Source organism: Pedobacter polysacchareus, from assembly GCF_019802255.1.
Lineage (GTDB): Bacteria > Bacteroidota > Bacteroidia > Sphingobacteriales > Sphingobacteriaceae > Pedobacter > Pedobacter polysacchareus.
This window is the reverse complement of sequence record NZ_JAHYSS010000001.1, coordinates 161,843-187,339: the sequence shown is the minus strand read 5'-3', so window position 1 is coordinate 187,339 and position 25,497 is coordinate 161,843. Positions and strand designations below refer to the sequence as shown.

The window sequence follows — 25,497 nt, the reverse complement described above, 5'->3', positions numbered from 1 at the left end:
TAAAATTCAATAGATATAAAATATATGTTTGAGAATAAAGAGCGCACCGACATTGGAGAACTTGGAGAATTTGGTCTGATAAAACACCTGACTGAGAACTTTAAGATCAGGCATGAAAGCAGTATTAAAGGAGTTGGGGACGATGCAGCAGTTTTGAGTTTTCCTGATAAGGAGATGTTGATTTCAACGGATTTATTGTTGGAAGGCATCCATTTTGACCTGGCTTATGTACCCTTAATGCACTTAGGTTTTAAAGCTGTTCAAGTGAATTTGAGTGACATCTATGCCATGAACGGTATTGCGACTCAGATTACAGTTTCGATTGGGATTTCCAGTAAATTTCCTTTAGAAGCGGTAGAAGAAATTTATAAAGGCATTGAATTGGCCTGTAATAAATTCAACATTGACCTAATTGGCGGGGATACTTCTTCGAGCAAGCAAGGATTGGTGATCAGTGTAACCAGTATTGGTTATGCAGAAAAGAAAGATATTGTGTACAGAAGCGGTGCACAGGAAGGCGATCTTCTATGTGTTTCCGGAGATTTAGGCGGTGCCTATGTAGGCTTACAAATCCTGGAAAGAGAGAAACAGATCTTTTTAGAAAACCCTAATATTCAGCCTGATCTGGAAGGAAAAGACTATATTATTGAACGCCAGCTGAAGCCGGAAGGAAGAAGAGATATTGTTGATTTATTGGCGCAGATGGAAATTATTCCTACCTCTATGATTGACGTTTCTGATGGCCTGGCTTCGGAGATCATGCACATTTGTCAGCAGTCGGAAAAAGGCTGTACTTTATACGAAGAAAAGATTCCAATTGATCCGATGACCTATGAAACTGCACGCGAATTGGGCTTAGACCCAACCGTTTGTGCCTTAAACGGCGGGGAAGATTACGAATTGCTATTTACCATTAAACAAGACGATTACACTAAGTTAAAAAATGATGTAGACATCAGCATTATCGGTCACATCACGGATAAAAACTCTGGCTGCAAAATGATTTCGAAGTCCAATGTGGTTCATGAATTGAAAGCACAGGGATGGAACGCATTTAAATTATAAGCTGTCTTCCTCAGCAACTAAAGGATCTAAAAATTTGGTGTCAATTTGCTTCGTTGCTTTGGCACCTAATTTTTTGATTTTTTCTGAAGTACTGGATAGGTTTCCGGTTCCGGTAGACAATTTGTTTAAGGCTTTATCATAAGCATCCTGACTTTGTCGGATGTTTCTTCCAATGCTCTCCATATCTGTTAAAAATCCTACAAATTTATCGTACATACTACCACTCAATCTGGCAATTTCCAGTACATTTCTATTCTGTCTTTCTTGTTTCCAGATGCTGGCGATGGTACGCAAAGTGGCAAGTAAAGTAGAAGGACTCACCAGGACTACTTTTCTGTCCCAGGCATAGTTAAATAATTCTGCATCTTGCTGAACTGCAATGCCAAAAGACGATTCTATAGGGATAAACAGGAGTACAAAATCGGGAGAATTGATCTGGTACAGCTCCTGGTAATTTTTGCCTGATAATCCTTGAATGTGGTTTTTTATAGAGAGTAAATGCTGTTTCAAATGAGTTTCTTTTTCCAAATCGCTCTCTGCGGTAACCAGTCGTTCGTAAGCCACCAGCGAGACCTTAGAATCGACTACTACATGTTTATCATCTGGAAGGTCAATGATCACATCCGGCTGCATCCTGCTCCCTTCTGCTGCGCTTAAACTGGCCTGTATCCTATACTCTCTGTCTTTGATCAGACCGGAACGCTCCAATACCCTCTCGAGAATCACTTCTCCCCAGTTTCCTTGTTTTTTAGCATCTCCTTTGAGGGCTTTCGTCAGGTTGTTGGCATCTTCCTGGATTTGTTTACTCTGGTCCATGAGCTGTGAAATTACGCCTTTCAGGATGTTTCTTTCGTCTGATTCTGACTTATATACCTTATCTACCTTCTCTTCAAAAGCTTTAATATTCTCTTTAAATGGGTTCAGAATGAGGTCAAGATTGGTCCTGTTCTGCTCGGTAAATTTGGCTGTTTTTTCATCCAGTACCTTATTGGCAATGTTTTCAAACTCTAGTTTAAAGCGCTGCTGTAATTCGGCGATATATTTTTCCTGTTCAGCTTGCTTGTCCCTTTGAGCCACCAGGGTCTCCTCGGATTTGATCACTTTACTGCGCTCTAAAAGGAAATTATTCCGCAGGTCGTTCAGCTCATCTTCCAGTCTCAATTTTTCTTCTTTTAACCAGTTTAATGATTTCTGATGTTCCTCTTCTTTTAGTGCCAGCAATGCAATGTGCTGATTTCCGCTGGCAGGTTTTTTTAAGAATAACACTACAATTGCTACTAATATTATGATCAATAAGACGACGATTGCTGTTTCCATACTAATATTTTTATCAAAAATGAAGAATTTAAAACGTTCCTGCAAGTGATCATCGTAAATAATAAGTTATTCATTTTACACTTTTTAAGATTATTTATTAATGATCAGGATTTAGGCTCGTTTTTTGATTTGAAATAATTGAAAAACATACATTACGAAAATGGGAACTTATTTATTTTTAATTATCCCGATCTTATTGATTAGCATGTATGTACAATGGAAATTTCGAAGTAAGTTTTCAAAGTACACGGAGATGCGTTTAAGCTCGGGGTTTTCGGGAAAAGAGGTGGCGGAAAAGATGCTTCACGACTACGGAATATACGATGTGAGGGTAATGAATGCGGATGGACAATTAACGGACCATTACAATCCTGCAGATAAAACAGTGAACTTGAGTACAGATGTATACCATGGTAGAAGTGTGGCTGCTGCAGCGGTTGCAGCTCATGAATGCGGCCATGCGGTACAGCATGCTAAAGCTTACCATTGGTTGCAGCTGAGGACGAGTATGGTGCCTTTAGTGAGCATATCTTCTACCTTATTACAATGGGTACTCATCCTGGGTGTATTATTAATTGGCTTTACGGGAAATCCTTTTGTATTGACTATTGGCGTGATCGGGTTAGCGTTATTGACAATTTTTAGTATCATCACCCTACCTGTAGAATTTGATGCGAGTCATAGGGCATTGATCTGGCTGAAAAATAACAATGGGGTCATGAATACGCCGGAAGAAAATAAACAGGCCAAAGATGCGCTTTGGTGGGCAGCAATGACCTATGTAGTAGCAGCATTGGGAGCATTAGCCAATTTAATCTATTATGCTTCCATGTTATTCGGACGCAACAAATATTAATTATCGTTCTGATTAATTCAGACGATAAGGCACAATCAGGTTAAATTCTGGAATATCTACGGTGAAATCAGTTTGATCAACGAGGCGGTGCATGAGGTAATTTCCTTTCATTGAGCCCATGTCCGTATTTAAATGGCTTCCAGAAACGTATGTATAGCTCGTACCAGGCTCAATTACGGGTTGAAGACCAACCACACCTTCGCCTTCCACTTCACGCTCGGTGCCATTAGAATCAAAAATAAACCACTGTCTCCTCATCAATTGAACGGCATAATCAGATAAATTTTCAATAGTGATCTGATAAGCAAACATAAAATGCTCATTTCCAGGATTAGAATATTCATCCTGGTACATGGTTTCTACTGATATTTTAACGCCCTGAGTGATTGCTGTAACCATTTTAATTAATTAAATTAGAGTGTGGTTTCAAAAATCACGCCATTTCTCCTATCGGGGAAATGTTATGGTATTTATCTGCCACTTCGTCTAAAATGCTATGAATAATTTCTATGTTTTCTTCTTTGACCAGTAACATTCTGTAAGGTTTGAAATCTGGTAAACCTTTAAAATAATTGGCATAATGGCGTCTCATTTCAAATACACCTACTCTTGGACCTTTCCAATCGATAGATTTTTCAAAATGTGTTCTGCATACATTGACACGTTCTTCAACGGTTGGTCCGGCAAGAATTTCCCCAGTTTTGAAAAAATGTCTGATTTCCCTGAAAATCCATGGATATCCAATGGCGGCTCTGCCGATCATGATGCCATCTACTTCATATTCCAATCGCCAATCTGCTGCTTTTTGAATGCTGTCTACATCACCATTTCCAAAAATTGGAATCTTTATCCTTGGATTTCTCTTGATTTCACGGATTAAAGTCCAGTCGGCAGCACCTTTGTACAATTGTGCACGTGTTCTACCATGGATAGTTAAAGCTTGAATGCCAATATCTTGTAAACGTTCGGCAACTTCTTCCACATTTTTGGTCGTATCATCCCAGCCCAAGCGGGTTTTAACAGTAACCGGTAAATGCGTGGCTTTAACTACTGCCTCCGTCATTTTTACCATTTTGTCAATATCTTGTAATAAAGCAGATCCGGCTCCGCGACAGGCCACATTTTTAACCGGACAGCCATAATTAATGTCCATCAGGTCTGGTCCTGCTAGGGTTGCAATCTCTGTTGCTTCGCGCATATGGTCGATTTCGCTGCCAAAAATCTGGATGCCGATCGGACGTTCATATTCGAAAATATCCAGTTTTGCCCTGCTCTTTGCGGCATCTCTAATGAGGCCCTCAGAAGAGATAAACTCCGTGTACATCATATCCACGCCACTTTGTTTACACACAAAACGGAACGGAGGGTCACTTACATCTTCCATCGGTGCAAGCAAAAGTGGGAACTCTCCCAGATCTATATTTCCTATCTTTACAGACATTTCTCTATCTTCAAACCTTAAATCAAAGGACAAAGGTACAAATATTACAAATAATGAATTTTATTGATCACGAAAGACTTGAAAAAAGTCCTTATGTACAATTACTTACCCTGGGTTTATACGCCATTGCAGGGATCATACTGGCTAGCTTGGCGTCAATTCTGAGCTTATATTTTTGGTATGGAGAATTGTTTAACCCTGATTGGCTGAATCCAGGGAATGCTAAAAATATCGTGACTATGAGAATATTTATAGGAATGCAGCAAATCGGACTTTTTCTATTGCCAGCTCTCGTGCTGGCCTGGGGAGAAAAGCAGCGCATTCCTGAGTTTTATGGTTTCAGGAAAGTAAGGGTAGAATTACTGTTTCTAGTGATCCTGATGATGGTATTTTCTATGCCAATACTAGAATGGGTCACGATGATGAACATGAAAATGGTGCTGCCAGGATTTTTAAAACCAGTGGAAGAATGGATGAGGGCGCAGGAGGATAAGAATACGGAAACCATGGTAAATCTCCTAAAGATTAACAATATTGGGGATTATCTAATCAGTATTTTGTTGATTGCAATTTTGCCTGCCATTGCCGAAGAGATGATATTTAGAGGGGCTATTCAGCGGTCTCTAGGGAGAATGTTTAAAAATCCGCATTTTGTAATCTGGTTCACGGCCTTCATTTTTAGTGCGATCCACATCCAGTTTTATGGGTTTTTACCGCGTTTACTCCTGGGCGCAGCCTTTGGTTATATTTACTTCTGGACCCAAAGTTTGTGGTACTCCATGTTCGCGCATTTTGTAAATAATGCTTATGCAGTAACCGGGGCATGGTATATGCAAAAAAACAATATACCTTTGTCGGAAGCAAATAAAACCACCAATTTTCAATGGTATGGTGTGCTGATCAGTGTGATTTTAACATTTCTGGTATTCAAATATTTTAAAAATAAATCATTAAAAGCAGATGGAAAACAATTGGACAAAAGTATTTAGTACCGAAGATCCCTTTACCGCAGAAATCTTAAAACAAGGACTATTGGAAAATGATATTCCTGCAGTGGTGATGAACCAGCAAGACTCTTCTTATAAAGTTTTCGGAACGATTCACATCCTGGTACACCCGGATAATGTTGAAAAAGCAAACGCTTATATCAAAGATAACGAGATCGCATAAATTACCTCAATTACACTTTTACGCATGAAAACAAGAGCGATTACAGCTTTCTTTTTTACCATAGTGATGTTAGGATCCATGTTTTTAGGACCTTATGTCTATTCTGCTTTTTACTTATTGCTAAGTCTGGCCGCCTTATGGGAGTTTTTTAAACTGATCAAAACGACAGGCATCAGGCCACACCGCAATATCGCCATGGTTGCCGCAGCGCTGATCTTTTTCATGATTGCCGGCTATCATTTCCTGCAGTTTGAAACCAAGTTTTTACTGCTGCTGGTTCCTTTGATCTTCGCTGTATTTATCTCAGAGCTCTATAAAAAAGATAAAATACCTTTTGCCAATATCTCTTACACTTTTGTAGGTTTTATGTATGTGACGGTTCCTTTTTGTTTCTTTTATGCGCTAGGTTTCATCGGACATATCCCTGATTATAGTTTTCATCTGCCATTGGCTTTCATGTTGATGTTATGGGCAAATGACACTGGTGCTTACCTTTTCGGTTCTAAATTTGGTAAAACAAGGTTATTTGAACGTCATTCTCCTAAGAAATCATGGGAAGGCTTCTTTGGCGGCGTATTTACCAGTGTACTAGTTGCTTATATCCTTTCGATTTATTTCACAGAACTTTCTTTCTTAACCCTTGGCGGAATGGCAGTTTTAATATCCAGTTTTGGAACTTTAGGAGATCTGGTCGAATCTATGCTGAAAAGAAGCTTGAATGTGAAGGATTCTGGAGATATTTTACCCGGTCATGGAGGCCTTTTGGATCGTTTCGATGGTCTATTAATGTCTGCACCGGTGGTTTATGTGTACCTGTATCTAATTTTGTACTAAGTATTTGACGCGAAAAATAATGTAATTATATGCAGAATTCTGTTATAATTGCATTATGGACGGCGAGGGAACTATCTCATTATTGATAGAAGAAGAATTTTTAGGAGAAAACAGGGAGAATAGCGTCGCGGTCTTTACCAGATTATACCGTCATTACTTTAAAAGCTTGTTTATGACCGCCTTAAAGATTGTTAGGGATGATTACCTGGCGGAAGAAGTGATTCAGGATGTTTTTTTAAGACTTTGGGAAAATGAAAACAGGTTTGATCAGATTGCAGAATTTGAAAGATACCTGTATCGTTCTGTGGGCAATGAATCCCTGAATAAACTCCGCAATCAGAAAACACAAAGCAAACATTATGATCAGCTTTCCAAAGCTGCCAGTCCGGAATTTGTGAATACTTTGCTGGAAGAGGAAGAACTGAAAAGAAAGATAGGCAGGGCCATAGAAAGCTTGCCTCCTCAATGTAAAACGGTCTTTAAAATGAACCGTTTTGAAGGGTTAAAATACCGTCAGATAGCTGAAGAACTGCAAATTTCAGAGAAAACTGTGGAAGGACATATCACTAAAGCCTTAAAAATTCTAAGGGCGAACTTGTTGGGTATACTCCTCTTGCTGAGTTACCTGGGTTGGTTTTTGTTGGACAAATAGTTAAATAATTGAAAAAATAATCAGCCCGAGCAAGGGTATTTTATTTTGGCCGTGTCTATCTCTAAAAAAAGGCATGGAACACCAAGATCACTATTCTCTGATTATAAATGCATTAAACCATCCGGAAGATAAAGCTTTACAAGCACAGTTATTGGCCTGGAGAGGCTTGAATGCAGCAAATGAATCAGAATATACCAGTATTAAGCGCATTTGGGAGCAATCTGCCAATGTAGAAGAGCGCTATACAGGTAGAGATCTGGATCAGGCAGTTGCCGCTTTTACTGCCCGATTAGAAGAAAAAATCCAATATACATCCCCTGCAAAAACCTATAAATTATGGTGGAGAGCCGCCGCCGCCGTACTGGTATTCGGTATGGCAGGTCTATGGGGTTACAGGGAGCTTAAATCCGAAGCTTTTATAGTTAGAAGCACTAATGATCAGCAGGATTCCATTCTGCTTGTAGATGGCTCTAAAGTATTCTTAAACAAGCATACTCAGATTAAATACGCGACTACTTTCAGTAAATCACAGCGAAAATTCTTCCTTTTAAAAGGAGAAGCTTTCTTTGATATTGCCAAAGATCCGGCGCATCCTTTTACCGTGCTGATCAATAAATCTGCCGTTCAGGTGCTGGGAACCACCTTCAACATTCAAAATATCGACAGCACCATTGCCCTGGAAGTTAAATCAGGGAAGGTCATGTTCGAAAGTACGGACCGTGATCCTGGTCATATCCTGGAAAAAGGAATGGCGATCCGATTTAACCAGAAAACCGGCAAAATTCAAAAATACCTGGGACTCAATACACAAACAAATTCCAACTGGCTGTATAAAGAACTGAACTTCGTAGACGCGACTTTACCCGAAGTATGCGCCTTAATAGAACAGCAGTATGGCGTTAAGATTACCATTGAAGGGAACATTTCCAACATCAAGAAGCTAAATGCAAACTTTAAAAATGATCCCTTAACCGATGTACTTGATGTCTTGAAAATGACCTACAAAATTACGATTGACCACCACGATAATCAGATAATAATAAAACAGTAACTAAAATTAACCAACCTAAACTTTCAATTATGATTAAAAACTTCTACAAAAGAAGAGGGGGACGGAATGGAATCACCTGGCTGTTAGCCATGTTGATTTTACTCAATTCCTCAGCTGGTTTTGCCTTTAGAGAGATGCAGATGAAGATGGAAACATTGGAATTCCTACTCAAAAGACTGGAAAAACAGTACAAAGTGAACTTTGTTTATGATGCCTCAGAAGTAAACAAGAATACCAGTGTGGAGGTGAATACTGAATCTAAATCTATTGACCAGGTTTTAAAACAATTAGAACCTAGCGGTATCGCTTATGTGATCACTGGTAAAAAAGTGATCCTGAGTAAACTGATCAGACCAGCAATCAGCAACACTAAGAATAAAAACATTACAGCAAAAGGAAGTGTGAAACTTAAATTAAGTTCTGGCGCTGCTGATGCGGTTGCAGGAATTAATGTGCAGGAAAAAGGGACGAAAAACGGTGTTTCTACCAATGCAAACGGCGAATTTACCATCAGTGTCCCGGAAGGAGCTACCCTGGTTTTCTCTTATATCGGTTATAAATCAATCGAAGCACAGGTAACTGCTGCAAAAACTCAGTTTAACATCATTCTGGAAGAAGATCAGAACAAATTAAATGAGGTAGTAGTTACTGGATATCAGACTATTAATAAGAAATTATTTACAGGTTCGGCAACAAGTATCAGTGGAACTGATGTGAAACAAGACGGGGTAATTGATGTGACCAGAATGTTGGAAGGTAAAGTGGCCGGTGTATCCGTTCAGAACGTTTCTGGAACATTTGGGGCAGCACCAAAAATCCGTGTTCGTGGAGCAACATCCATCTCTGGAGAGAATAAACCACTATTTGTAGTGGATGGAGTGGTATTGGAAGATGTAGTCAATATCTCCAACGACCAGCTGTCGAGCGGTGACGCTTCTACTTTAATCGGATCCTCTCTTGCAGGAATTAATGCGGATGATATTGAAAGCTTTAACATCCTGAAAGATGCTTCTGCAACGGCTTTATACGGTGCAAGAGCAATGAACGGTGTGGTGGTCATCACGACTAAAAAAGGACGTGTTGGAAAAACAGTGGTTTCTTATACTGGAAACTTCTCTACTTTCCTGAAGCCTACTTACGATACTTATAACATCATGAATTCGGCAGATCAGATGTCCGTATACTCAGAAATTGCCCGTAAGGGAGGTCTGGGCATCAGTATCGCTAATAATGCAGATGGTGGGGTTTATACTAAAATGTGGAAACTGATTAAAGGATATGACAAAACATCCGGTCAGTTTGGCTTAAATAATACAACTGAAGACCGTGCCAACTACTTGGGTAGATTTGTCAATACCAACACAGATTGGTTTGACCTATTATTCAAAAACTCATTGGTTCAGGAACATACAGTAAGTATTTCTTCGGGTACAGAAAAAGCAAGAAATTATTTCTCTACCGGTTTTTACAATGATAATGGATGGTCTATTGCTGATAAAGCAAAGCGCTATACACTGAATGTTCGTAACGATTATAAACTTTCAGATCGCATTTCCCTTGGCGTAATCGCTGCAGGAGCATTAAGACAGCAAGATGCACCAGGAACATTGGGTCGTACGAGTAATGTAGTAGAAGGAAAATATACCCGTTCATTTGACATCAACCCTTTCAGTTATGCTTTAAACACGAGTAGAGCTTTAACTGCTTATGATGAAAATGGGGAGTTAGACTTTTTCCCAAAAAACTATGCGCCCTTTAACATCATTCAGGAGCAGGAAAATAACAAGATTAAACTGGATATGTTAGACATGAAATTGCAGGCTGAACTGGGTATAAAAATCACAGATGACCTGAACTTTAAGTCTTTAGGTGCCCTTCGTTATGTGAAAACAACCAGAGAACACCGCGTGACAGAATATTCAAACATGGCGAATGCTTACCGCTATGCGCCTACAAATACTATCAGAAATAAAAATGATTTCTTGTATAAAGACCCAAGTCACCCGGAAGATATCGATAAACAAATCGTATTGCCGCAGGGAGGTTTTTACAATAGAAATGACGACAATCTGCTAAATTTTTATGTTAGAAATCAGTTGGATTGGAAAAAAGAATTCAACCACAAGCACTTGTTTACCGCATTAGCCGGACAAGAGATTAAATTTACTGACCGTAAAAATAGCTTTAGCAATGGTTACGGTTATCAATATGATAAAGGCGGTGTGCCATTTATTGATTACCGCATCATCAAACAAACCCTGGAAGGAAACTTCAACTACTACGGTATGAATGAGTTGTATGATAGATATGCTTCCTTCTTTGTGAATGGAACTTATTCTTACAAGGGAAAATATGTAGTGAGTGCGACTGGCCGTTATGACGGTTCTAACAGATTGGGAGAATCGGCTGTAGCAAGATGGCTGCCAACCTGGACTACCAGTGCGGCATGGAATGTGGATCAGGAAGACTTCATGAAAAATGTGAGTCAGATCTCTTATCTGAAAGTTAGAGGTGGTTACGGACTAACAGCAAGTATGGGAAGTGCGACAAACTCATCTGTCGTGTTCCAAAACAGCTCTGCCCGTCGTCCAGTGCTCTCTGAAGTAGAACCAAGGATCGTGATCGACGACCTGGAGAACTCAGAATTAACCTGGGAGAAGCAATATGAAGCCAACATTGGGTTTGATATTGGCTTATTTGACAGTAAAATTAACCTGAGCGTAGATTACTATAACCGTAAAGGATTTGACCTGATTTCTGCCATCAGAACTTCTGGTATTGGCGGACAAACCACTAAGCTAGCCAACTATGCAGACATGAATTCTTCTGGTTTTGAGGTGACTTTAGGTGGCCCAATTTTGAAAAGAAATGAATTCAGCTGGAAAACGAACTTTACTTTCGGTTACAACACCAACAAAATTGTAAACCTGAAAAGTACACCACGTATCTATGATCTGATCGTTCCTGAAGGTGGTCCTAAGCTAGGTGGAGCAGTTAGAGGCTTGTATTCTATCGACTTCCAGGCCTTAGACAAAGTTGGGGTGCCAACGTTTGTAAATGAAGAAGGAGAAGTGAGTAATAGTGTTTACCTGCAAAGTGCAAATAGTAATTATCTAAAGTATGAAGGCTCTGTAGATCCAACGATTACCGGTGGATTAATGAACAATTTCAATTACAAGAACTTCACTTTAAACGTATTCATTTCTTATCAGGCTGGAAATAAAATCCGTTTGAACAATGTATTCCAGTCGAAGTATTCTGATGATGATGCCTTGCCAAAAGAATTCCTAAACAGATGGACATTGCCATTGGATCAAAATGCCACAAATGTGCCTTCTATTGCTGATTATCTACTGCAAAATACTTTAAGTGGAAAATATCCATACACTGCTTATAATTACTCTTCAGATCGCGTTGCTGATGGTTCATTTGTACGTTTAAAAACCGTTTCATTAGCCTACAACCTTCCTGCAAAGTGGATTAAGTCGATTGGTGGCAACAACTTGTCGCTGTCATTAGTAGGAAATAACCTGTGGTTGATTTATGCAGATAAGAAATTGAAAGGTCAGGATCCTGAGTTCTTTAGTTCTGGTGGGGTGGCAATGCCGATTCCTAAACAGATCACGCTTTCCCTAAAAGTTGGCATTTAACCGGATCATTTCATAACCTAAAAATTTAAATTATATTCTAATGAAAAAATATAATATATACTTTATTCTTGCGGTGATCTTCCTTTTCACCGGATGTAAAAAATACCTGGAGCAAGTACCAGATCAACGTACCAAGTTAAATACGCCAGGAAAAGTTTCAGAACTATTGGTTACCGCTTACCCAAGAGCCAATCTGTTCCTTTGGAGCGAGTCTATGTCTGATAATGTAATCGACAATAGTATCTCCGGAGCGGTAAATAATATCAATATTGGCGGTTATTTCTGGAAGGATCCGGAAGACATCTCTCAGGATTCACCAAACTACTATTGGGGAGCTTGTTATACCGCCATTGCAGCCGCAAACCAGGCTTTAGATGCTTGTAATAAAGCACCAAATCCTGAAGCCTACAGTGCCCAAAAAGGAGAAGCCTTGGTAGCCAGAGCTTATGCGCATTTTATGCTGGTGACTTATTATTCCAAAGCTTATGATCCGGCAACCTCAGCTAATGATCCTGGTATTCCTTACGTAACCGAGCCAGAAACTGTAGTATTGAAGAATTATGAGCGTAAAACTGTAGCTTATGTGTATGAGCAGATCGAGAAGGACTTAACTGAAGGTCTTCCATTGATCGTGGACAATTATACCGCTCCTGCTTACCATTTCACCAAAAAGGCAGCACATGCATTTGCAACACGCTTCTATTTGAACAAGAGAGAATATGATAAAGTGATTTCTGAAGCAACTGAAACTTTCCCATCTAATGAATTTGCTTCTAATGTAAGACCTTGGTTTGCTTATGCGAGTTTAGATGCGACAGAAACGAGAATTCAGTTTACTGCTGCAACCAATCCAGGGAATTTATTACTTGGAGAAACGGTTTCAAGAATCGCTAATAATTATTACAATACCCGCTATTCAATGCCTCAGGTAAAATTAAATAACCTCACTGCACCATTAGGCGTTAATTTCTCTGCACTAAGAAAATACTCAACCAGCAGTACTTTTTACTTTGTAAACAAGTTCTACGCACATTTTGTGAGGACTACCATTAATGCAACTACAGGGACTTACTATGCAATGGTGCCACTATTGACTACTGAAGAAGTTTTAATGAACAGAGCAGAAGCCAATGTAATGAAAGGTAATTATACCGCTGCCTTAGCTGATATGAATACGCTGATCAGTGTAAGAGTAAACGGATATGTTCCTGCAACGCACGACTTAACGGATAAGAAAATTAAAGACTATTACGCTGCAACGATCTCTGATCCGCAGCAAGCTTATTTAAAAGCAGTATTGGACCTTAAAGCAGCTGAATTTGTGCATGAAGGAATGAGATGGCTGGATATTAAACGCTTAAATATTCCGGTAACTCACATTGACCTGGATGGTACCGTTAGGGTATTACCGGCAAATGATCCTAGAAGACTTTGCCAGTTGCCTCCAGAAGTAACCTTGTCCGGTGTGGAATTGAATCCACGTTAATCTATTAACCCGCTTGTAATGAAAAAATTAAATATATTATTGACCGCCGGGATGATGCTAGCCCTGGCCTCTTGTAAGAAATCAGAGAACCTGGACCGGGAAATTGTCGGCTTAGGTGGAGATACCTGGGCATATGGCCCATTAGATAACTGGCTTGCAGATAACTTTACCAAGCCTTTCAATATTGATGTAAAATACCGTTGGGATGGATCAGAACTGGATTTATCTAAAACATTAGTGCCACCAAGAGCAGAGAAAGTTCAGCCCGTAATGGAAGTTGTAAAAGCAGGATGGATTGATGTGTATACTGCAGAAGCTGGATTGGCTTTTATCAAGCAATTTGCACCCCGCCAATACCTTTTGGTAGGTAGTCTGCAATACAATGCAGGAGGTACGGTAACACTTGGTGAAGCTGAAGGTGGTAACAGGGTGACTTTGTTCAATATCAACAACTTTGTGAAAACCGATAGAAATATCATTAAACCAGTATTGAAAACTATTCACCATGAGTTTACACACATCTTAAACCAAACCATCAGCTATGCGAAAGAGTTTGAGAAAATTACCCCAGCAGGTTATACCGCAGATTGGAATAACACGACTTTAGCCAATGCAAATGCGGCTGGATATATCAGTCAATATGCTCAGGCAGCTCCTGGAGAAGATTATGCAGAGATGACTTCCATCATGTTAACAGAGGGAAAATCAGCGTATGATGCAAAAGTGAACAGTATTGTTTTGCCAAAAATCGACTCTATTCCTGATCCGGCAAACCCTCCTTTCATCATTCAGAGAGAAATTCCAAACGCAACTGCACAAGCAGCTATCCGTAAAAAGGAAGAAAGTGTCATCACTTATTTCAAGCAATCTTATGGAATTGATTTCGCAAAATTGAGAAATCGTACCAATTATGCCTTGTCAGAGAATGCGCCGATAAACCTGGCTACCATCTTTGGTAATGGGCGTCAGTTTACTTCATTAAGTGTAGACCCTACTAACAATACGGGAATGTCTGCTGCTTTTATGAGTACCTGGGCAACCGCTAAAGCAGCTTTAGCCGCCTCATCCAGTACGGTTAGAACATTGAATAATTTTGTGGTATTCTTTTATCCTAAAGCAGGTGAATTGGTATTGCGCGTTAACTACACCAGCGGAACGACAGCTGCTGTAGCACATTTTGTATACAAAGCAACGTATGATGCCAACCGCAACATGACCTTAACGTATGTGAGAAGGGATACTAACGGAAATACGATTGCTCCGGCAATTGTAGCCTTAACCAACTACCTGACTACAGGAAGCTTCGGAATGAACTACCGGTATGATGCCAACCTGTTGGAATATGGTCAATGGTTCAAAACATCAGATACCAATAGTTCCTTTTTTGGAACTTTAGGTGTCATTAAATATTAATGGCTGATAAATAAAAATACAGATATGAAAAGATTCTTATTATATATAGTTCTACTGTCCGCTGGGTTTATTACCGGATGTAAGAAGGACGAAAATCCAATTCTGGATGACCCTGATCAAAGAGTAGCAGCAGCGCTTATAGAACATCAGGCACAGCTTTTATCGGCTGAAAATGGCTGGAAAGCTACAATTTATCCTAAACTTGGGAAAGGTTTCTCCTTTTATTTCAAATTTGATAAAGAAGGTAAAGTGAAAATGCTGTCGGATTTTAATACCACGACAGCAGTTACTTTCCAGGAAAGCACCTACCGTTTGAAAGCATTGCAGTTTCCAACTTTGATGTTTGATACCTACAACTATATCCACCTGCCTGCAGATCCAAATGGAAGCATCAGCGGCGGTACAAATGGTAAAGGTTTAACTTCTGACTTTGAATTTGCTTTTGACGGAATGAGTGGCGATACACTCAAAATGAGAGGTATTGTAAACGGAAACCTGATGGATATGGTGAAAGTAACGGCTGCGGAAGCAACTGCTTATGGTACCGAAGGGATTAAGAATATGATGGATGCCAATACTGCTTTTCAGGCTGTAAATAAATTCCCATATCTGGTCTCCGGAAGTACAAAAGTAGCTGTAGGGATTGATGCGACTGCTAAAAAGTTTACACTGAGCTATATCGATGAAAATGGAGCAAGCAAAGTGAGCAATGCGACATTCGCTTTTGGACTTAATAGCCTGACTTTAAGCACACCATTAACCTATCTGACGACTACAATTAAAGAATTGTTTTATGATGCCACAACAAAACAATACTACGTGAATGTAAATGGAACGCGCAGTAATGTGCTGAATTCCTTACTTCCGGTGCTGGATTTGAAGGCGTTATTTGGGCCATTAAAAGACTATTCTCAGATTGAATACAACTCAGCTACAATAGCTGCGGGACTGTCTGCAGATTTTAACACGAGATTTGCAGCAGCTAAAGCTGGACTTGCTTTACATGAGCCAACTCCCGGAAGAACCTTGGATAAAGTATCAGTGAAAATCAATACAGACAATACCATGTCGCTGCTTTATAGTTATCGTAATGCTGCAAATGGAGCACTGACGGCTATGATCACTTTTACTTATGTAAAAGATGCAAATGGCGTATATACCTTTACTTACCTTACCGCTGATGGAAATGGCGGTACAGTTGGCTATAAGCTCGTGAGTATCACAGATTACTTTAGCAATAATAAATTTAGGGTAGACTGGGTGACAAATCCAGGTTCAGGACCAACCTATGGTGGCTTGTTCAACGTAACTGACAATACCTCCTTCTTCTATGGCACATTGATCAAGTAAAACAAATAAATTCCCATAAAAAAAGCTGCAGATCTCTCTGCAGCTTTTTTTATATCTTTTTTAACAAGAATAAGCGCTTTTAAGCGACTTTCTCATTGAAAACGACCATAGGGTTATCTTTTCTTCAAAGGCTGTAGTAAGTATTCTAAACCATTCAATTTAATCTCATATAAAGTAGCCATCATCTCCCCTAGTTTTCCCGCTGGGAAACCTTTATTGTGGTACCAGACCAGGTAATATTCTGGAAGGTCACACATGGTCTTTCCCTGATACTTGCCATAAGGCATTTTCATGGTCACCAGATCGTTTAATAATTGTGGATTCATTGAATTCTTAGGTTAATTAGCCACCATATTTAGCATCTCTACCGCTTCATCCACTGATTTCAGGCCTTCAAAAGCAATCCGTAAAGAGTTTTTCACTTCTTTTAAATTACAGATCCTAGGGTGCATCTGTGCAAAATGCAGGATCTGATTGAACATCGTTGAATCAAAGAAGGCAGATTGCTTATCAGCGATAAAATAACCGCGCAATACGCCTTTTTTAAAGCTCAGCTTTTCAAAAGCCAGCTTTTTGGCCACCCATTGTAAGCGCAATACGTTCAGCATCGTTTTTACCGGCTTTGGAACAGGCCCAAAACGGTCTTTCAGTGCTGTTTCAAAAGCTTTCAGCTGGGTTTCATTTTCCAACTTGGAAAGCTCCGTATACAGGTTATATCTTTCCGTAATATTCGTTACGTAATCATCTGGAATAAACATGTCCAGATCGGTATCTATCTGTGTGTAGGTCACGAAAGGACGTGCAGGCTCATTCTTAAATAAATCCTTGAATTCATCACCTTTCAGCTCCTGAATGGCTTCATCTAAGATCTTATGGTACATTTCAAAGCCGATTTCAGCGATAAAACCACTCTGCTCCGCTCCTAGTAAGTTTCCACTGCCGCGGATGTCTAAATCGCGCATGGCAATATTGAAACCGCTGCCCAGATCTGAAAACTCTTCTATGGCACTCAGTCTTTTTCTGGCTTCGGAAGTCAGTGTAGATAAGGGCGGACTCAACAAGTAGCAAAATGCCTTTTTGTTGGAGCGTCCTACCCTGCCGCGCATCTGGTGTAAATCACTCAGCCCAAACATATGGGCATGGTTGATGATGATGGTATTGGCGTTTGGAATGTCCAGGCCTGCCTCAATAATCGTGGTGGCTACCAGTACATCTTTTTCTCCATTGATAAAATCAAGCATGACATCTTCAAGGGCATCACCATCCAGCTGTCCATGTGCAATTCCGATTCTTGCTTTAGGAACTAATCTTTGGATCATCCCTCCTAATTGCGGCAAATCATTCACCCGATTATGGATGAAAAATACTTGTCCACCTCTGTCCAGCTCGAATTGAACCGCTTCCTGGATCAATTTATCATTGAAAACATGTAATTCCGTATTCACTGCCTGACGGTTTGGCGGCGGTGTGCTCATGATCGAAAGATCCCTCGCACCCATTAGCGAGAAGTGTAATGTTCTTGGAATTGGTGTGGCGGTTAAGGTCAGTGTATCTACGTTTGCCCTCAATACCCTTAGCTTCTCTTTGGAAGTTACCCCAAATTTCTGCTCTTCATCAATGATCATGATGCCCAAATCCTTGAATTTTACGTCTTTACTCAATAGTCTGTGGGTACCAATCACGATGTCTACTTTCCCTTCAGCTAATTTGGCCAGGGTTTCCTTGATCTGTTTATTCGTCTTGAAACGGTTGATATAATCTACCGTACAAGGGAAGTCCTTCAAACGGGCAGAAAAGGTTTTGAAATGCTGCAATGCCAGAATGGTAGTTGGCACCAATACTGCGGCCTGTTTTCCATTCGCAACCGCTTTAAAAGCAGCGCGGATAGCGATTTCAGTCTTGCCGAAGCCTACATCACCACAAATCAAACGATCCATCGGATGCGGTGCTTCCATGTCCTTTTTAACATCCATGGTGGCCTTTTCCTGATCCGGGGTATCCTCATATATGAAAGAAGCTTCCAGTTCTGTTTCCAGATAGCCATCAGGAGCAAATGCAGTACCTACCTGGGTTTTCCTCAAAGCATACAGCTTAATCAGGTCCCTGGCAATGTCTTTAACTTTTTTTTTAGTATTCTTTTTAAGCTTATCCCAGGCCTCTGTGCCCAGTTTATTCATTTTCGGAGCTGTTCCATCCTTCCCGCTGTATTTAGCAATCCGGTTTAGGGAGTTGATGTTTACATACAACAAGTCGTTATCGGCATAAACCAGGCGAATCATCTCCTGCGTCTTGCCACTCACCTCTACTTTTTCCAGTCCGGCATACTTTCCGATACCATGGTCAATATGTGTCACAAAATCTCCGGGTTTCAGGTCTCTGAGTTCTTTCAAAGTAATCGCCTGACTCCGCTGGTAACCTCTCTTTAGCTTGTATTTATAGAAACGGTCAAAGATTTGGTGGTCGGTATAAAAAGCCACATTCTGGTGTGGATCTAAGAAACCTTCCCGCAATGGAATATTGACCGGTGTAAACTTGGCTGTTTTATCAATGTCTTCTAAAATCGCATACAAACGCTCGGTTTGCTTCGGAGAAGAACTGAAAATATAATTGTGAATCCCCTGCTTTTCATTCTCTTTTAAGTTGTGAATGAGTAGGTTAAAATCTTTATTGAAGGAAGGCTGCGGTTTAGTCTCAAAAGAAATGACATGTTCAGTTTTATAAAAAAACTGCTTGCCAAATTCGATCAATGAAAAATCATGCACCATATCGGCCATCATTTTCTCATCCGTAAAAGCAAATTTAGGATCAATCCAATCTTGATTCTCCGATTTCTCTTTCGCCGGTAGTGCCAGCCAGAGTTCTTTTGCTTTTTTATAACCGCCTTTAATGATGTCCAGACTAAATTCTACGTCTTTAAACCAAAGTAAAGTGTCTTTTTCTATATAATCCAACAGGTTGATATTGCTTTCTGTCAGGTATTTGGACTGCACATTCGGGATAATGGTAAAAGTTTTTACATCTTCCACAGACAGCTGACTTTCAATTTCAAAGGTCCGGATGCTCTCGATCACATCACCAAAAAATTCAATTCGGTAAGGTAAATCATGAGAGAAAGAGAAAATATCTACAATCCCGCCACGAATAGAAAATTGTCCAGGCTCATAAACGAATTCTGTACGCTCAAAATCGTAATCAATCAGGAATTCATTGATAAAATCAATGCCTAGTTTCGTCTGAACGGCAATTTCAAGCGTATTTTTCTCCAGCACACTCCTATTGATCACTTTTTCAGCCAATGCCTCCGGATACGTCACCACAATTTTGCCATATTCGGAATGGTGATTCAGCTCATTGAGCACTTCTGCCCTGGCCAGCACATTTGCAGTGTCTACCTGGGTGAATTCAAAGGGTTTACGGAAGGAAGATGGGAAAAGTAATACCTCTTTATCAAGGATGCTTTCCAGATCGGCCATGAAATAAGAAGCCTCTTCCCGATCAGGAAGGACAAATAACATGGGCTTATGCAGCAGAAAATAAATAGCAATGGCTATCGTTGCATCGGCAGAACCAACTAAACCTTTTAGTTGAAGTTTATTACCTTTGCCCGCGTTAAGGGCTTTTGCCAATGCGACAATGCGTTCGTCTGTTTTATAGGTATTTATCAGGTCACGGATGTTCACTATGCAAAGGTAAGATTTATGGCGAGCTTAAATGTAACAAAGTCTCTATTAATCCATCTAAAATAAAAACGATATTGGGACCGTAAATTTCCTAACCAAATAATGCCTCTTGATGAAAATGCTGCACCGCATACCTGTTGAATTGATCTTCTGGATAACGGCCTTGGTATTGCTGGCGATAGCAGAACCAATACAGCATGGACATATTCATCATTTTACGCTTTGCCCGCTGGCAAATATGGGCATAGAATGGTGTCCAGGATGTGGCATAGGTAGGGCAATTACCCAGCTGCTCCACGGAAATGTAAGGGAAAGTCTGGCGCATCATTGGTTTGGGATTCCAGCATTGCTGATCATTGGACACCGAATTATTGAATTGATTAACAGAATAATAGATAACAATAGAAAATTAAAATATAAGGAGGAGAGATATGTTTGATTCACCATTTATGACACTGCCGGGCATCACACCTCAGGAATATTCTTACTTGCAGACTGCAACTACAGGATTTAGTGAACAACAGTTAAGGGGATTTTTAATGATTTACGGAAGTAAAAGAAGAAATCCAGATGATATGGTATTGTACTGTATCCTGGGATTTTTTGTTCCTGGATTACCTAGATTTCTGGTAAACCAGATCGGAATGGGTGTACTTTATTTCTTTACTTTTGGATTGTGCTTTATTGGGACGATTATCGACCTGGTCAACCATAAAACTTTAGCCATGGAATACAACCAGCGTATGGTTTTTGAAAGCTTACAAATGGTGAAAATGGGAAATATCCAATAAAACCATTAAAAATAACAGCGCCGGTTCAATCTTTTGAGCCGGCTTTTTTTTGCAGGATAAAATTCAAAAAAAAGTCCGAAAATGATTAAGTTTATTTTATGCGGTTCAAATCGTAAATTTACAGCATATGAGATTATCCATTTTAATAGCACACCTGGAAGCCTTTGCACCGCTCAATTATCAGGAAGATTATGACAACTCAGGCCTGTTGGTGGGCCAGCCTGAAATGGAAGTACATGGCGCATTAGTAGCCTTAGACTGTACAGAAGCGATTGTAGATGAGGCAATAGCCCAGAACTGCAACTTGATCATTACCCATCATCCCATAGTTTTCAAAGGATTGAAAAAGATCACCGGAAAAACTTACGTGGAAAGGGTAGTGCTCAAAGCCATCCAAAATAACATCGCATTATATGCCATTCATACCAATCTGGACCATGTAAAATATGGTGTCAATGGTGTGATTGCGAAAAGACTCGGACTAAAAAATGCAAAAATCCTTAGCCCAAAGGGGTCATTGCTGAAAAAACTCGTTACTTTTTGTCCTGTAGATCACGCAGAAGAGCTCAAAGACGCCCTTTTTGCTGCGGGAGCAGGAAACATCAGCAACTATAGCGAATGCAGTTTCAATGCCACAGGTACCGGCACCTTCAAAGGAAACGAACACACAGATCCTTTTGTTGGAGAGCCTGGTATTCGTCATCATGAAGAAGAAATCAGGATTGAAACGGTATTCATCGCACAAAATGAACGCAAAATCCTGCTGGCACTGCTAGAGAACCACCCTTATGAAGAAGTGGCCTACGACATTTACCAGCTCGAAAATAAACTGGATACCGTAGGAGCGGGCATGATTGGCTGGCTGGAGGAAGCGATGGAAGGCCGTGCATTCCTCAACCTGGTCAAAGACAGGATGGATGCAGTCGTGATCAGACACACAAAATTACTCCCTAAAAAAATCAGAAAGGTCGCAGTATGTGGCGGTTCCGGTAGCTTTCTGCTCAAAGATGCAATTGCGGCTGGTGCCGATGCTTTTGTAACTGCAGATTTTAAATACCATGAGTTTTTTGATGCCGATGAAAAATTAGTCATCGCAGATATCGGACACTTTGAGAGTGAACAATTTACATCTGATTTGTTGATAGATATTATTCAAGAAAAATTTCCTAACTTTGCAATCCGTTTAACGGAGCATAACACAAACCCCATAAATTATTTCATTTAATGGAACAAACTGTAGAGCAAAAGCTAAAAGCTTTATACGAATTACAAACCCTGCATACTAAGATCGATAAAATACGTCAAATCCGTGGTGAATTACCAATGGAAGTGGCTGATTTAGAAGATGAAGTTGCTGGCCTGGAAACACGTATACAAAAATTCAAAGGCGAATTGGATGATACTGAAGATGCCATTGTAACGCGTAAAAACATGATCAAAGAAGCTCAGAACTTGATCAAGAAATATGAGACCCAGTTAAAAGATGTTAAAAACAACCGTGAGTATGATGCCTTAACTAAAGAGGTAGAAATACAAACACTTGAAATTCAGGTTTGTGAGAAAAAGATCAGAGAGTATGGTTTTGACATCGCAACGAAAAATGAGGTTTATGAAAAAGCATTAGCTGATTTAGAGTCAAGAAAAAAAGATCTTGAAATTAAAAAAGGTGAACTGCAAACCATTACTGCTGAAACGGAAAAAGAAGAGCAATCATTAGCTAAAAAATCTGAAAAAGCAGAAACTCAAATCGAGGAAAGACTGTTAACCGCTTACAACAGGTTAAGAGGCAATGCAAATAACGGATTGGCAGTGGTAACCATTGACCGCGATTCATGTTCAGGTTGTTTCAACCAGATCCCGCCTCAACGTCAGCTTGACATTCGTCAACGTAAGAAAATTATCGTGTGTGAGCACTGTGGAAGAATCCTTGTGGATGAAGCCCTAACACAAGAAGTAGCTCCAGTATAATCACAAATTATCGAATATAAAAAGGCCGGAAATAAATTCCGGCCTTTTTTCGTTGACCTGTTTTTTATCTTTAAAACATTGTTGCCCCATTGCTGTTAATCCTTTTTAATTCCTTATTGTACAACGTATCCATAATGGCTGAAATAAAATCTTTTTGTTCCCGATTATCACTTTTTATCCTCTTTATAACTGCACCTAATGCGGTTTTTGCCAATTTCGATTTTAACGCCAACTGCCTCCGGGCTTACCAGAATATCTTTGAGCTGAAACTCAATACCGCAAAAGCATTGATCGCTAATGAGAAAAAAGTGAACCCTAAAAACTCGATCATCCCGTTGCTGGAAAATTATGTCGATTATTTTCATCTATTGACTACAGAAAGCAAAGCCGATTTTGATCAGTTAAAAGATAACAAATCAAAAAGATTGGACCAGATAGAAGGGGACGATAAAAGTTCGCCATATTACTTGTACGCACAGGCCGAAATTAACCTGCAATGGGCCTTAATCAGAGGTCGTTACGGAGAATATTTTACGGCGGCCAGAGAGATTAAAAAAGCCAACGGACTGCTGCAGGAAAACACAAAGAAATTTCCGGGATTCCACCTCAATTCCAAAGGATTGGGGGTCATTAATGCCTTCCTTGGCAATCTTCCAGATGGGATGTTAAAAAGTACATTGGCCACTTTTGGCATCAAAGGAAATCTGCAGGCAGGCATGAATATGCTGGATAATCTGGCCGAAAACCTACCAAAATCTACGTATGAGCCTTTTTATGAAGAAGTGGTGTTCTATTATGTATTTGTACTCAACGACATTGCACACAGTTCGAATGCCTACCAGAAAACGATGAAATATACGGCTAGAATGGCCGATAGTAGTTTATTGAAAGCTTATTTACAAGCGGCTGTATGCGCTAAAACCGGTCACAATGCGGAAGCCATACAGATCTTGCAAAACAGGCCTTCCGGTAATTACTATACCTCATTTCCCTATCTGGAACTCCTAACTGGCACAGCGATGCTCAATAAACTAGACGTTTCCGCTGCTACATATTTCAATCGCTTTCTGCAACAAAATAAAGGCGTTAATTACATTAAAGACGCCAACCTGCACTTGGCTTGGGTTTCTTTATTAAAAGGCGATACAGGGGCTTATTCGGGCTTTATTGCGAAAGTTAAAAACAATGGCTATGTCTATCAGGAAAAAGACAAGCAAGCACTCAATGAAGCGAATGGCCCAATACCTGATTTGACCCTTTTAAAAGCACGCTTACTCTTTGATGGAGGATATTATAGCAAAGGAGTAGAAGTGTTATCAGCACGTAAAGCAGAAGATTTCAGTGCGGGTAGAGACCGTACGGAGTATTATTACCGTTTAGGGCGTTTATACGACGACCTGGGTAAGGACGATGCTGCATTGACGAATTACCAGCTGGCCATCAGCAACGGGAAACAATTGAAATATTACTTTGCTGCAAATGCGGCACTGCAGATGGGAAAGGTGTATGAAAAGCAAAAGAACATGGCCAAAGCAAGGGAAAGTTTCAATACTGCCATTCAAATGAAAAATCATGAGTATGAAAGCAGCATTGAAACTCAGGCTAAAGCCGGATTAAACCGAATTAAATAGCCTTAACCAATGATATAAGTACAGATTAAAAACGATATACGAAGGCATTGATGTGCATTCCCGCGCCAACAGAAGCAAAGATCGCATAGTCGCCTTTATTGATCTGATAACCCTCCACTTTTCCTTTCCATACTAAGTCAAGCAGGGTAGGAACGGTGGCCACAGAACTGTTTCCAAGCCAGCAGATAGACATCGGAACCAGGTTCTCAGGAACCGTATCCATATCGTATAATTTGAATAAACGTTTCATGATGGCATGGTCCATTTTCCCGTTTGCCTGGTGAATGAACACAATTTTAATCGCAGTAATGTCAATCCCTGCTTTGTCAATAGCCTTCTTTACCACTTGTGGAACATTGGTTACCGCAAATTCATAGAGCTTGCGGCCATTCATTTTCAAGTAAGCATTGCCATTGTCTTCCGCAGGATTGTTACTTCTGCCCATCTGTAAAAGGGAGCCGAAATTAACCGCGTAAGTCTGGGTCTTATGCGCAATAATGCCTAGATCTTCTGAAGAAGACTGGCCTTCAAAAACTACTGCAGCAGCACCATCAGAAAAAATCATGGAATCTCTGTCATGAGGATCAGTAATCCTGGACAGGGTTTCTGCACCAATCACCAATACTCTTTTAGCATCTCCGCTTTGGATCAGGTAATTTGCCTGAATAGCGCCTTGTACCCAGCCTGGACAACCAAAGATAAGGTCATACGCCACGCAATCAGGATTGTTGATTTCCAGCGCCTGTTTCACCTTAGCCGCAAGAGCAGGCAAAATGTCCATCCGGTTAGAACCGAGTTTCACATCACCAAAATTGTGGCAGAAGATAATATGATCCAGGCTTTCCTTATCAATCGAAGCATGGTCAATTGCGCGTTGTGCAGCAATCACTGCAATATCACTGTTGGTCATATCATCATCCACGTACCGTCTTTCTTTGATCTCTGTGATCTCGCTAAACTTATGGATGATTTCATGAATATCCTTCTCCAGCAATACGCCATTGTCGTAAAACGTGGAATTCAAAAAGGCGTCACCTGAGATGATATTTTCTGGAATATAACTGCCAGTACCTATAATAACTGAATGTATGTTTGTTTTTTCGCCCATTTTGAACCGGATACTGAATTGGTGTACAGTATAA

General features: G+C 40.1%; 22 protein-coding genes. 16 read left to right on the top strand and 6 right to left on the bottom strand.

Going from position 1 to position 25,497, the window contains the following annotated elements; all coding sequences use genetic code 11:
- Window positions 1-24 precede the first annotated feature (24 nt).
- Complete coding sequence (gene thiL, locus K7X70_RS00690) at window positions 25-1,065, top strand: thiamine-phosphate kinase (protein ID WP_222535276.1); 1,041 nt, start codon at window positions 25-27, stop codon at window positions 1,063-1,065.
- Here the strand turns inward: thiL and K7X70_RS00685 are convergent.
- On the bottom strand, window positions 1,060-2,382 hold the full coding sequence (locus K7X70_RS00685; protein WP_222535275.1) for a DNA recombination protein RmuC: 1,323 nt from the start codon (window positions 2,380-2,382) through the stop codon (window positions 1,060-1,062). The genes thiL and K7X70_RS00685 overlap by 6 nt on opposite strands.
- Before the next feature lie 160 nt (window positions 2,383-2,542).
- Here K7X70_RS00685 and K7X70_RS00680 point away from each other — a divergent pair, with 160 nt between their 5' ends.
- A complete protein-coding gene (locus K7X70_RS00680) occupies window positions 2,543-3,238 on the top strand; it encodes a zinc metallopeptidase (protein ID WP_222535274.1) in 696 nt (231 codons plus the stop codon).
- 12 nt (window positions 3,239-3,250) lie between these two features.
- Here the strand turns inward: K7X70_RS00680 and apaG are convergent, their stop codons facing one another.
- A complete protein-coding gene (gene apaG, locus K7X70_RS00675) occupies window positions 3,251-3,637 on the bottom strand; it encodes a Co2+/Mg2+ efflux facilitator ApaG/CorD (RefSeq protein WP_062546354.1) in 387 nt (128 codons plus the stop codon).
- Window positions 3,638-3,671: 34 nt separating this feature from the next.
- A complete protein-coding gene (gene dusB, locus K7X70_RS00670) occupies window positions 3,672-4,679 on the bottom strand; it encodes a tRNA dihydrouridine synthase DusB (protein ID WP_222535273.1) in 1,008 nt (335 codons plus the stop codon).
- A 53-nt stretch (window positions 4,680-4,732) separates the two neighbouring features.
- On the opposite strand from dusB, the gene K7X70_RS00665 reads away from it, so the two are divergent.
- From K7X70_RS00665 to K7X70_RS00625, 9 genes are all read left to right on the top strand, one after another.
- Window positions 4,733-5,668, top strand: coding sequence for a CPBP family intramembrane glutamic endopeptidase (locus K7X70_RS00665; protein ID WP_222535272.1), 936 nt, complete (start codon window positions 4,733-4,735; stop codon window positions 5,666-5,668).
- Window positions 5,640-5,849, top strand: coding sequence for a putative signal transducing protein (locus K7X70_RS00660; RefSeq protein WP_222535271.1), 210 nt, complete (start codon window positions 5,640-5,642; stop codon window positions 5,847-5,849). Before K7X70_RS00665 ends, K7X70_RS00660 begins: the two co-directional genes overlap by 29 nt.
- A 24-nt stretch (window positions 5,850-5,873) precedes the next feature.
- A complete protein-coding gene (locus K7X70_RS00655) occupies window positions 5,874-6,683 on the top strand; it encodes a phosphatidate cytidylyltransferase (protein WP_222535270.1) in 810 nt (269 codons plus the stop codon).
- A 55-nt stretch (window positions 6,684-6,738) separates the two neighbouring features.
- The gene (locus K7X70_RS00650; RefSeq protein ID WP_222535269.1) at window positions 6,739-7,335 is read left to right on the top strand and encodes an RNA polymerase sigma-70 factor; all 597 of its coding nucleotides are present in this window, start codon (window positions 6,739-6,741) and stop codon (window positions 7,333-7,335) included.
- Between the two features lie 73 nt (window positions 7,336-7,408).
- Window positions 7,409-8,386 carry a FecR family protein gene (locus K7X70_RS00645; RefSeq protein WP_222535268.1) on the top strand — a complete coding sequence of 326 codons (978 nt, stop codon included), beginning with the start codon at window positions 7,409-7,411 and terminating at the stop codon, window positions 8,384-8,386.
- A 29-nt stretch (window positions 8,387-8,415) separates the two neighbouring features.
- Window positions 8,416-12,036 (top strand): SusC/RagA family TonB-linked outer membrane protein, encoded by a 3,621-nt coding sequence (locus tag K7X70_RS00640; RefSeq protein ID WP_222535267.1) that lies wholly within the window; start codon window positions 8,416-8,418, stop codon window positions 12,034-12,036.
- A gap of 40 nt (window positions 12,037-12,076) precedes the next feature.
- Window positions 12,077-13,522, top strand: a complete 1,446-nt coding sequence (locus K7X70_RS00635) for a RagB/SusD family nutrient uptake outer membrane protein (protein WP_222535266.1) — start codon at window positions 12,077-12,079, stop codon at window positions 13,520-13,522.
- Window positions 13,523-13,540: 18 nt separating this feature from the next.
- On the top strand, window positions 13,541-14,935 hold the full coding sequence (locus K7X70_RS00630) for a zinc-binding metallopeptidase (protein WP_222535265.1): 1,395 nt from the start codon (window positions 13,541-13,543) through the stop codon (window positions 14,933-14,935).
- A 24-nt stretch (window positions 14,936-14,959) separates the two neighbouring features.
- The gene (locus K7X70_RS00625) at window positions 14,960-16,285 is read left to right on the top strand and encodes a DUF4302 domain-containing protein (RefSeq protein ID WP_222535264.1); all 1,326 of its coding nucleotides are present in this window, start codon (window positions 14,960-14,962) and stop codon (window positions 16,283-16,285) included.
- Between the two features lie 113 nt (window positions 16,286-16,398).
- On the opposite strand, the gene K7X70_RS00620 is transcribed toward K7X70_RS00625, so the two are convergent.
- Both K7X70_RS00620 and mfd read right to left on the bottom strand, forming a co-directional pair.
- Complete coding sequence (locus K7X70_RS00620) at window positions 16,399-16,611, bottom strand: DUF3820 family protein (RefSeq protein ID WP_062546342.1); 213 nt, start codon at window positions 16,609-16,611, stop codon at window positions 16,399-16,401.
- Between the two features lie 12 nt (window positions 16,612-16,623).
- The gene (gene mfd / locus K7X70_RS00615; RefSeq protein WP_222535263.1) at window positions 16,624-19,965 is read right to left on the bottom strand and encodes a transcription-repair coupling factor; all 3,342 of its coding nucleotides are present in this window, start codon (window positions 19,963-19,965) and stop codon (window positions 16,624-16,626) included.
- A gap of 112 nt (window positions 19,966-20,077) precedes the next feature.
- Here mfd and K7X70_RS00610 point away from each other — a divergent pair, with 112 nt between their 5' ends.
- The 5 genes from K7X70_RS00610 (at window position 20,078) to K7X70_RS00590 (ending at window position 24,355) form a co-directional block, all read left to right on the top strand.
- On the top strand, window positions 20,078-20,404 hold the full coding sequence (locus K7X70_RS00610) for a DUF2752 domain-containing protein (RefSeq protein WP_222535262.1): 327 nt from the start codon (window positions 20,078-20,080) through the stop codon (window positions 20,402-20,404).
- Entirely contained in the window at window positions 20,397-20,756 is a 360-nt protein-coding gene (locus tag K7X70_RS00605) for a TM2 domain-containing protein (protein WP_187667097.1), read from the top strand. The genes K7X70_RS00610 and K7X70_RS00605 overlap by 8 nt, the downstream gene beginning before the upstream one ends.
- A 127-nt stretch (window positions 20,757-20,883) precedes the next feature.
- The gene (locus tag K7X70_RS00600; protein WP_222535261.1) at window positions 20,884-21,981 is read left to right on the top strand and encodes a Nif3-like dinuclear metal center hexameric protein; all 1,098 of its coding nucleotides are present in this window, start codon (window positions 20,884-20,886) and stop codon (window positions 21,979-21,981) included.
- Entirely contained in the window at window positions 21,981-22,724 is a 744-nt protein-coding gene (locus K7X70_RS00595; RefSeq protein ID WP_222535260.1) for a zinc ribbon domain-containing protein, read from the top strand. The genes K7X70_RS00600 and K7X70_RS00595 overlap by 1 nt, the downstream gene beginning before the upstream one ends.
- 134 nt (window positions 22,725-22,858) lie before the next feature.
- Complete coding sequence (locus K7X70_RS00590; protein ID WP_222535259.1) at window positions 22,859-24,355, top strand: tetratricopeptide repeat protein; 1,497 nt, start codon at window positions 22,859-22,861, stop codon at window positions 24,353-24,355.
- Between the two features lie 25 nt (window positions 24,356-24,380).
- Here K7X70_RS00590 and K7X70_RS00585 read toward each other — a convergent pair whose 3' ends face one another.
- Entirely contained in the window at window positions 24,381-25,463 is a 1,083-nt protein-coding gene (locus tag K7X70_RS00585; RefSeq protein ID WP_222535258.1) for a 3-oxoacyl-ACP synthase III family protein, read from the bottom strand.
- Window positions 25,464-25,497 lie beyond the last annotated feature (34 nt).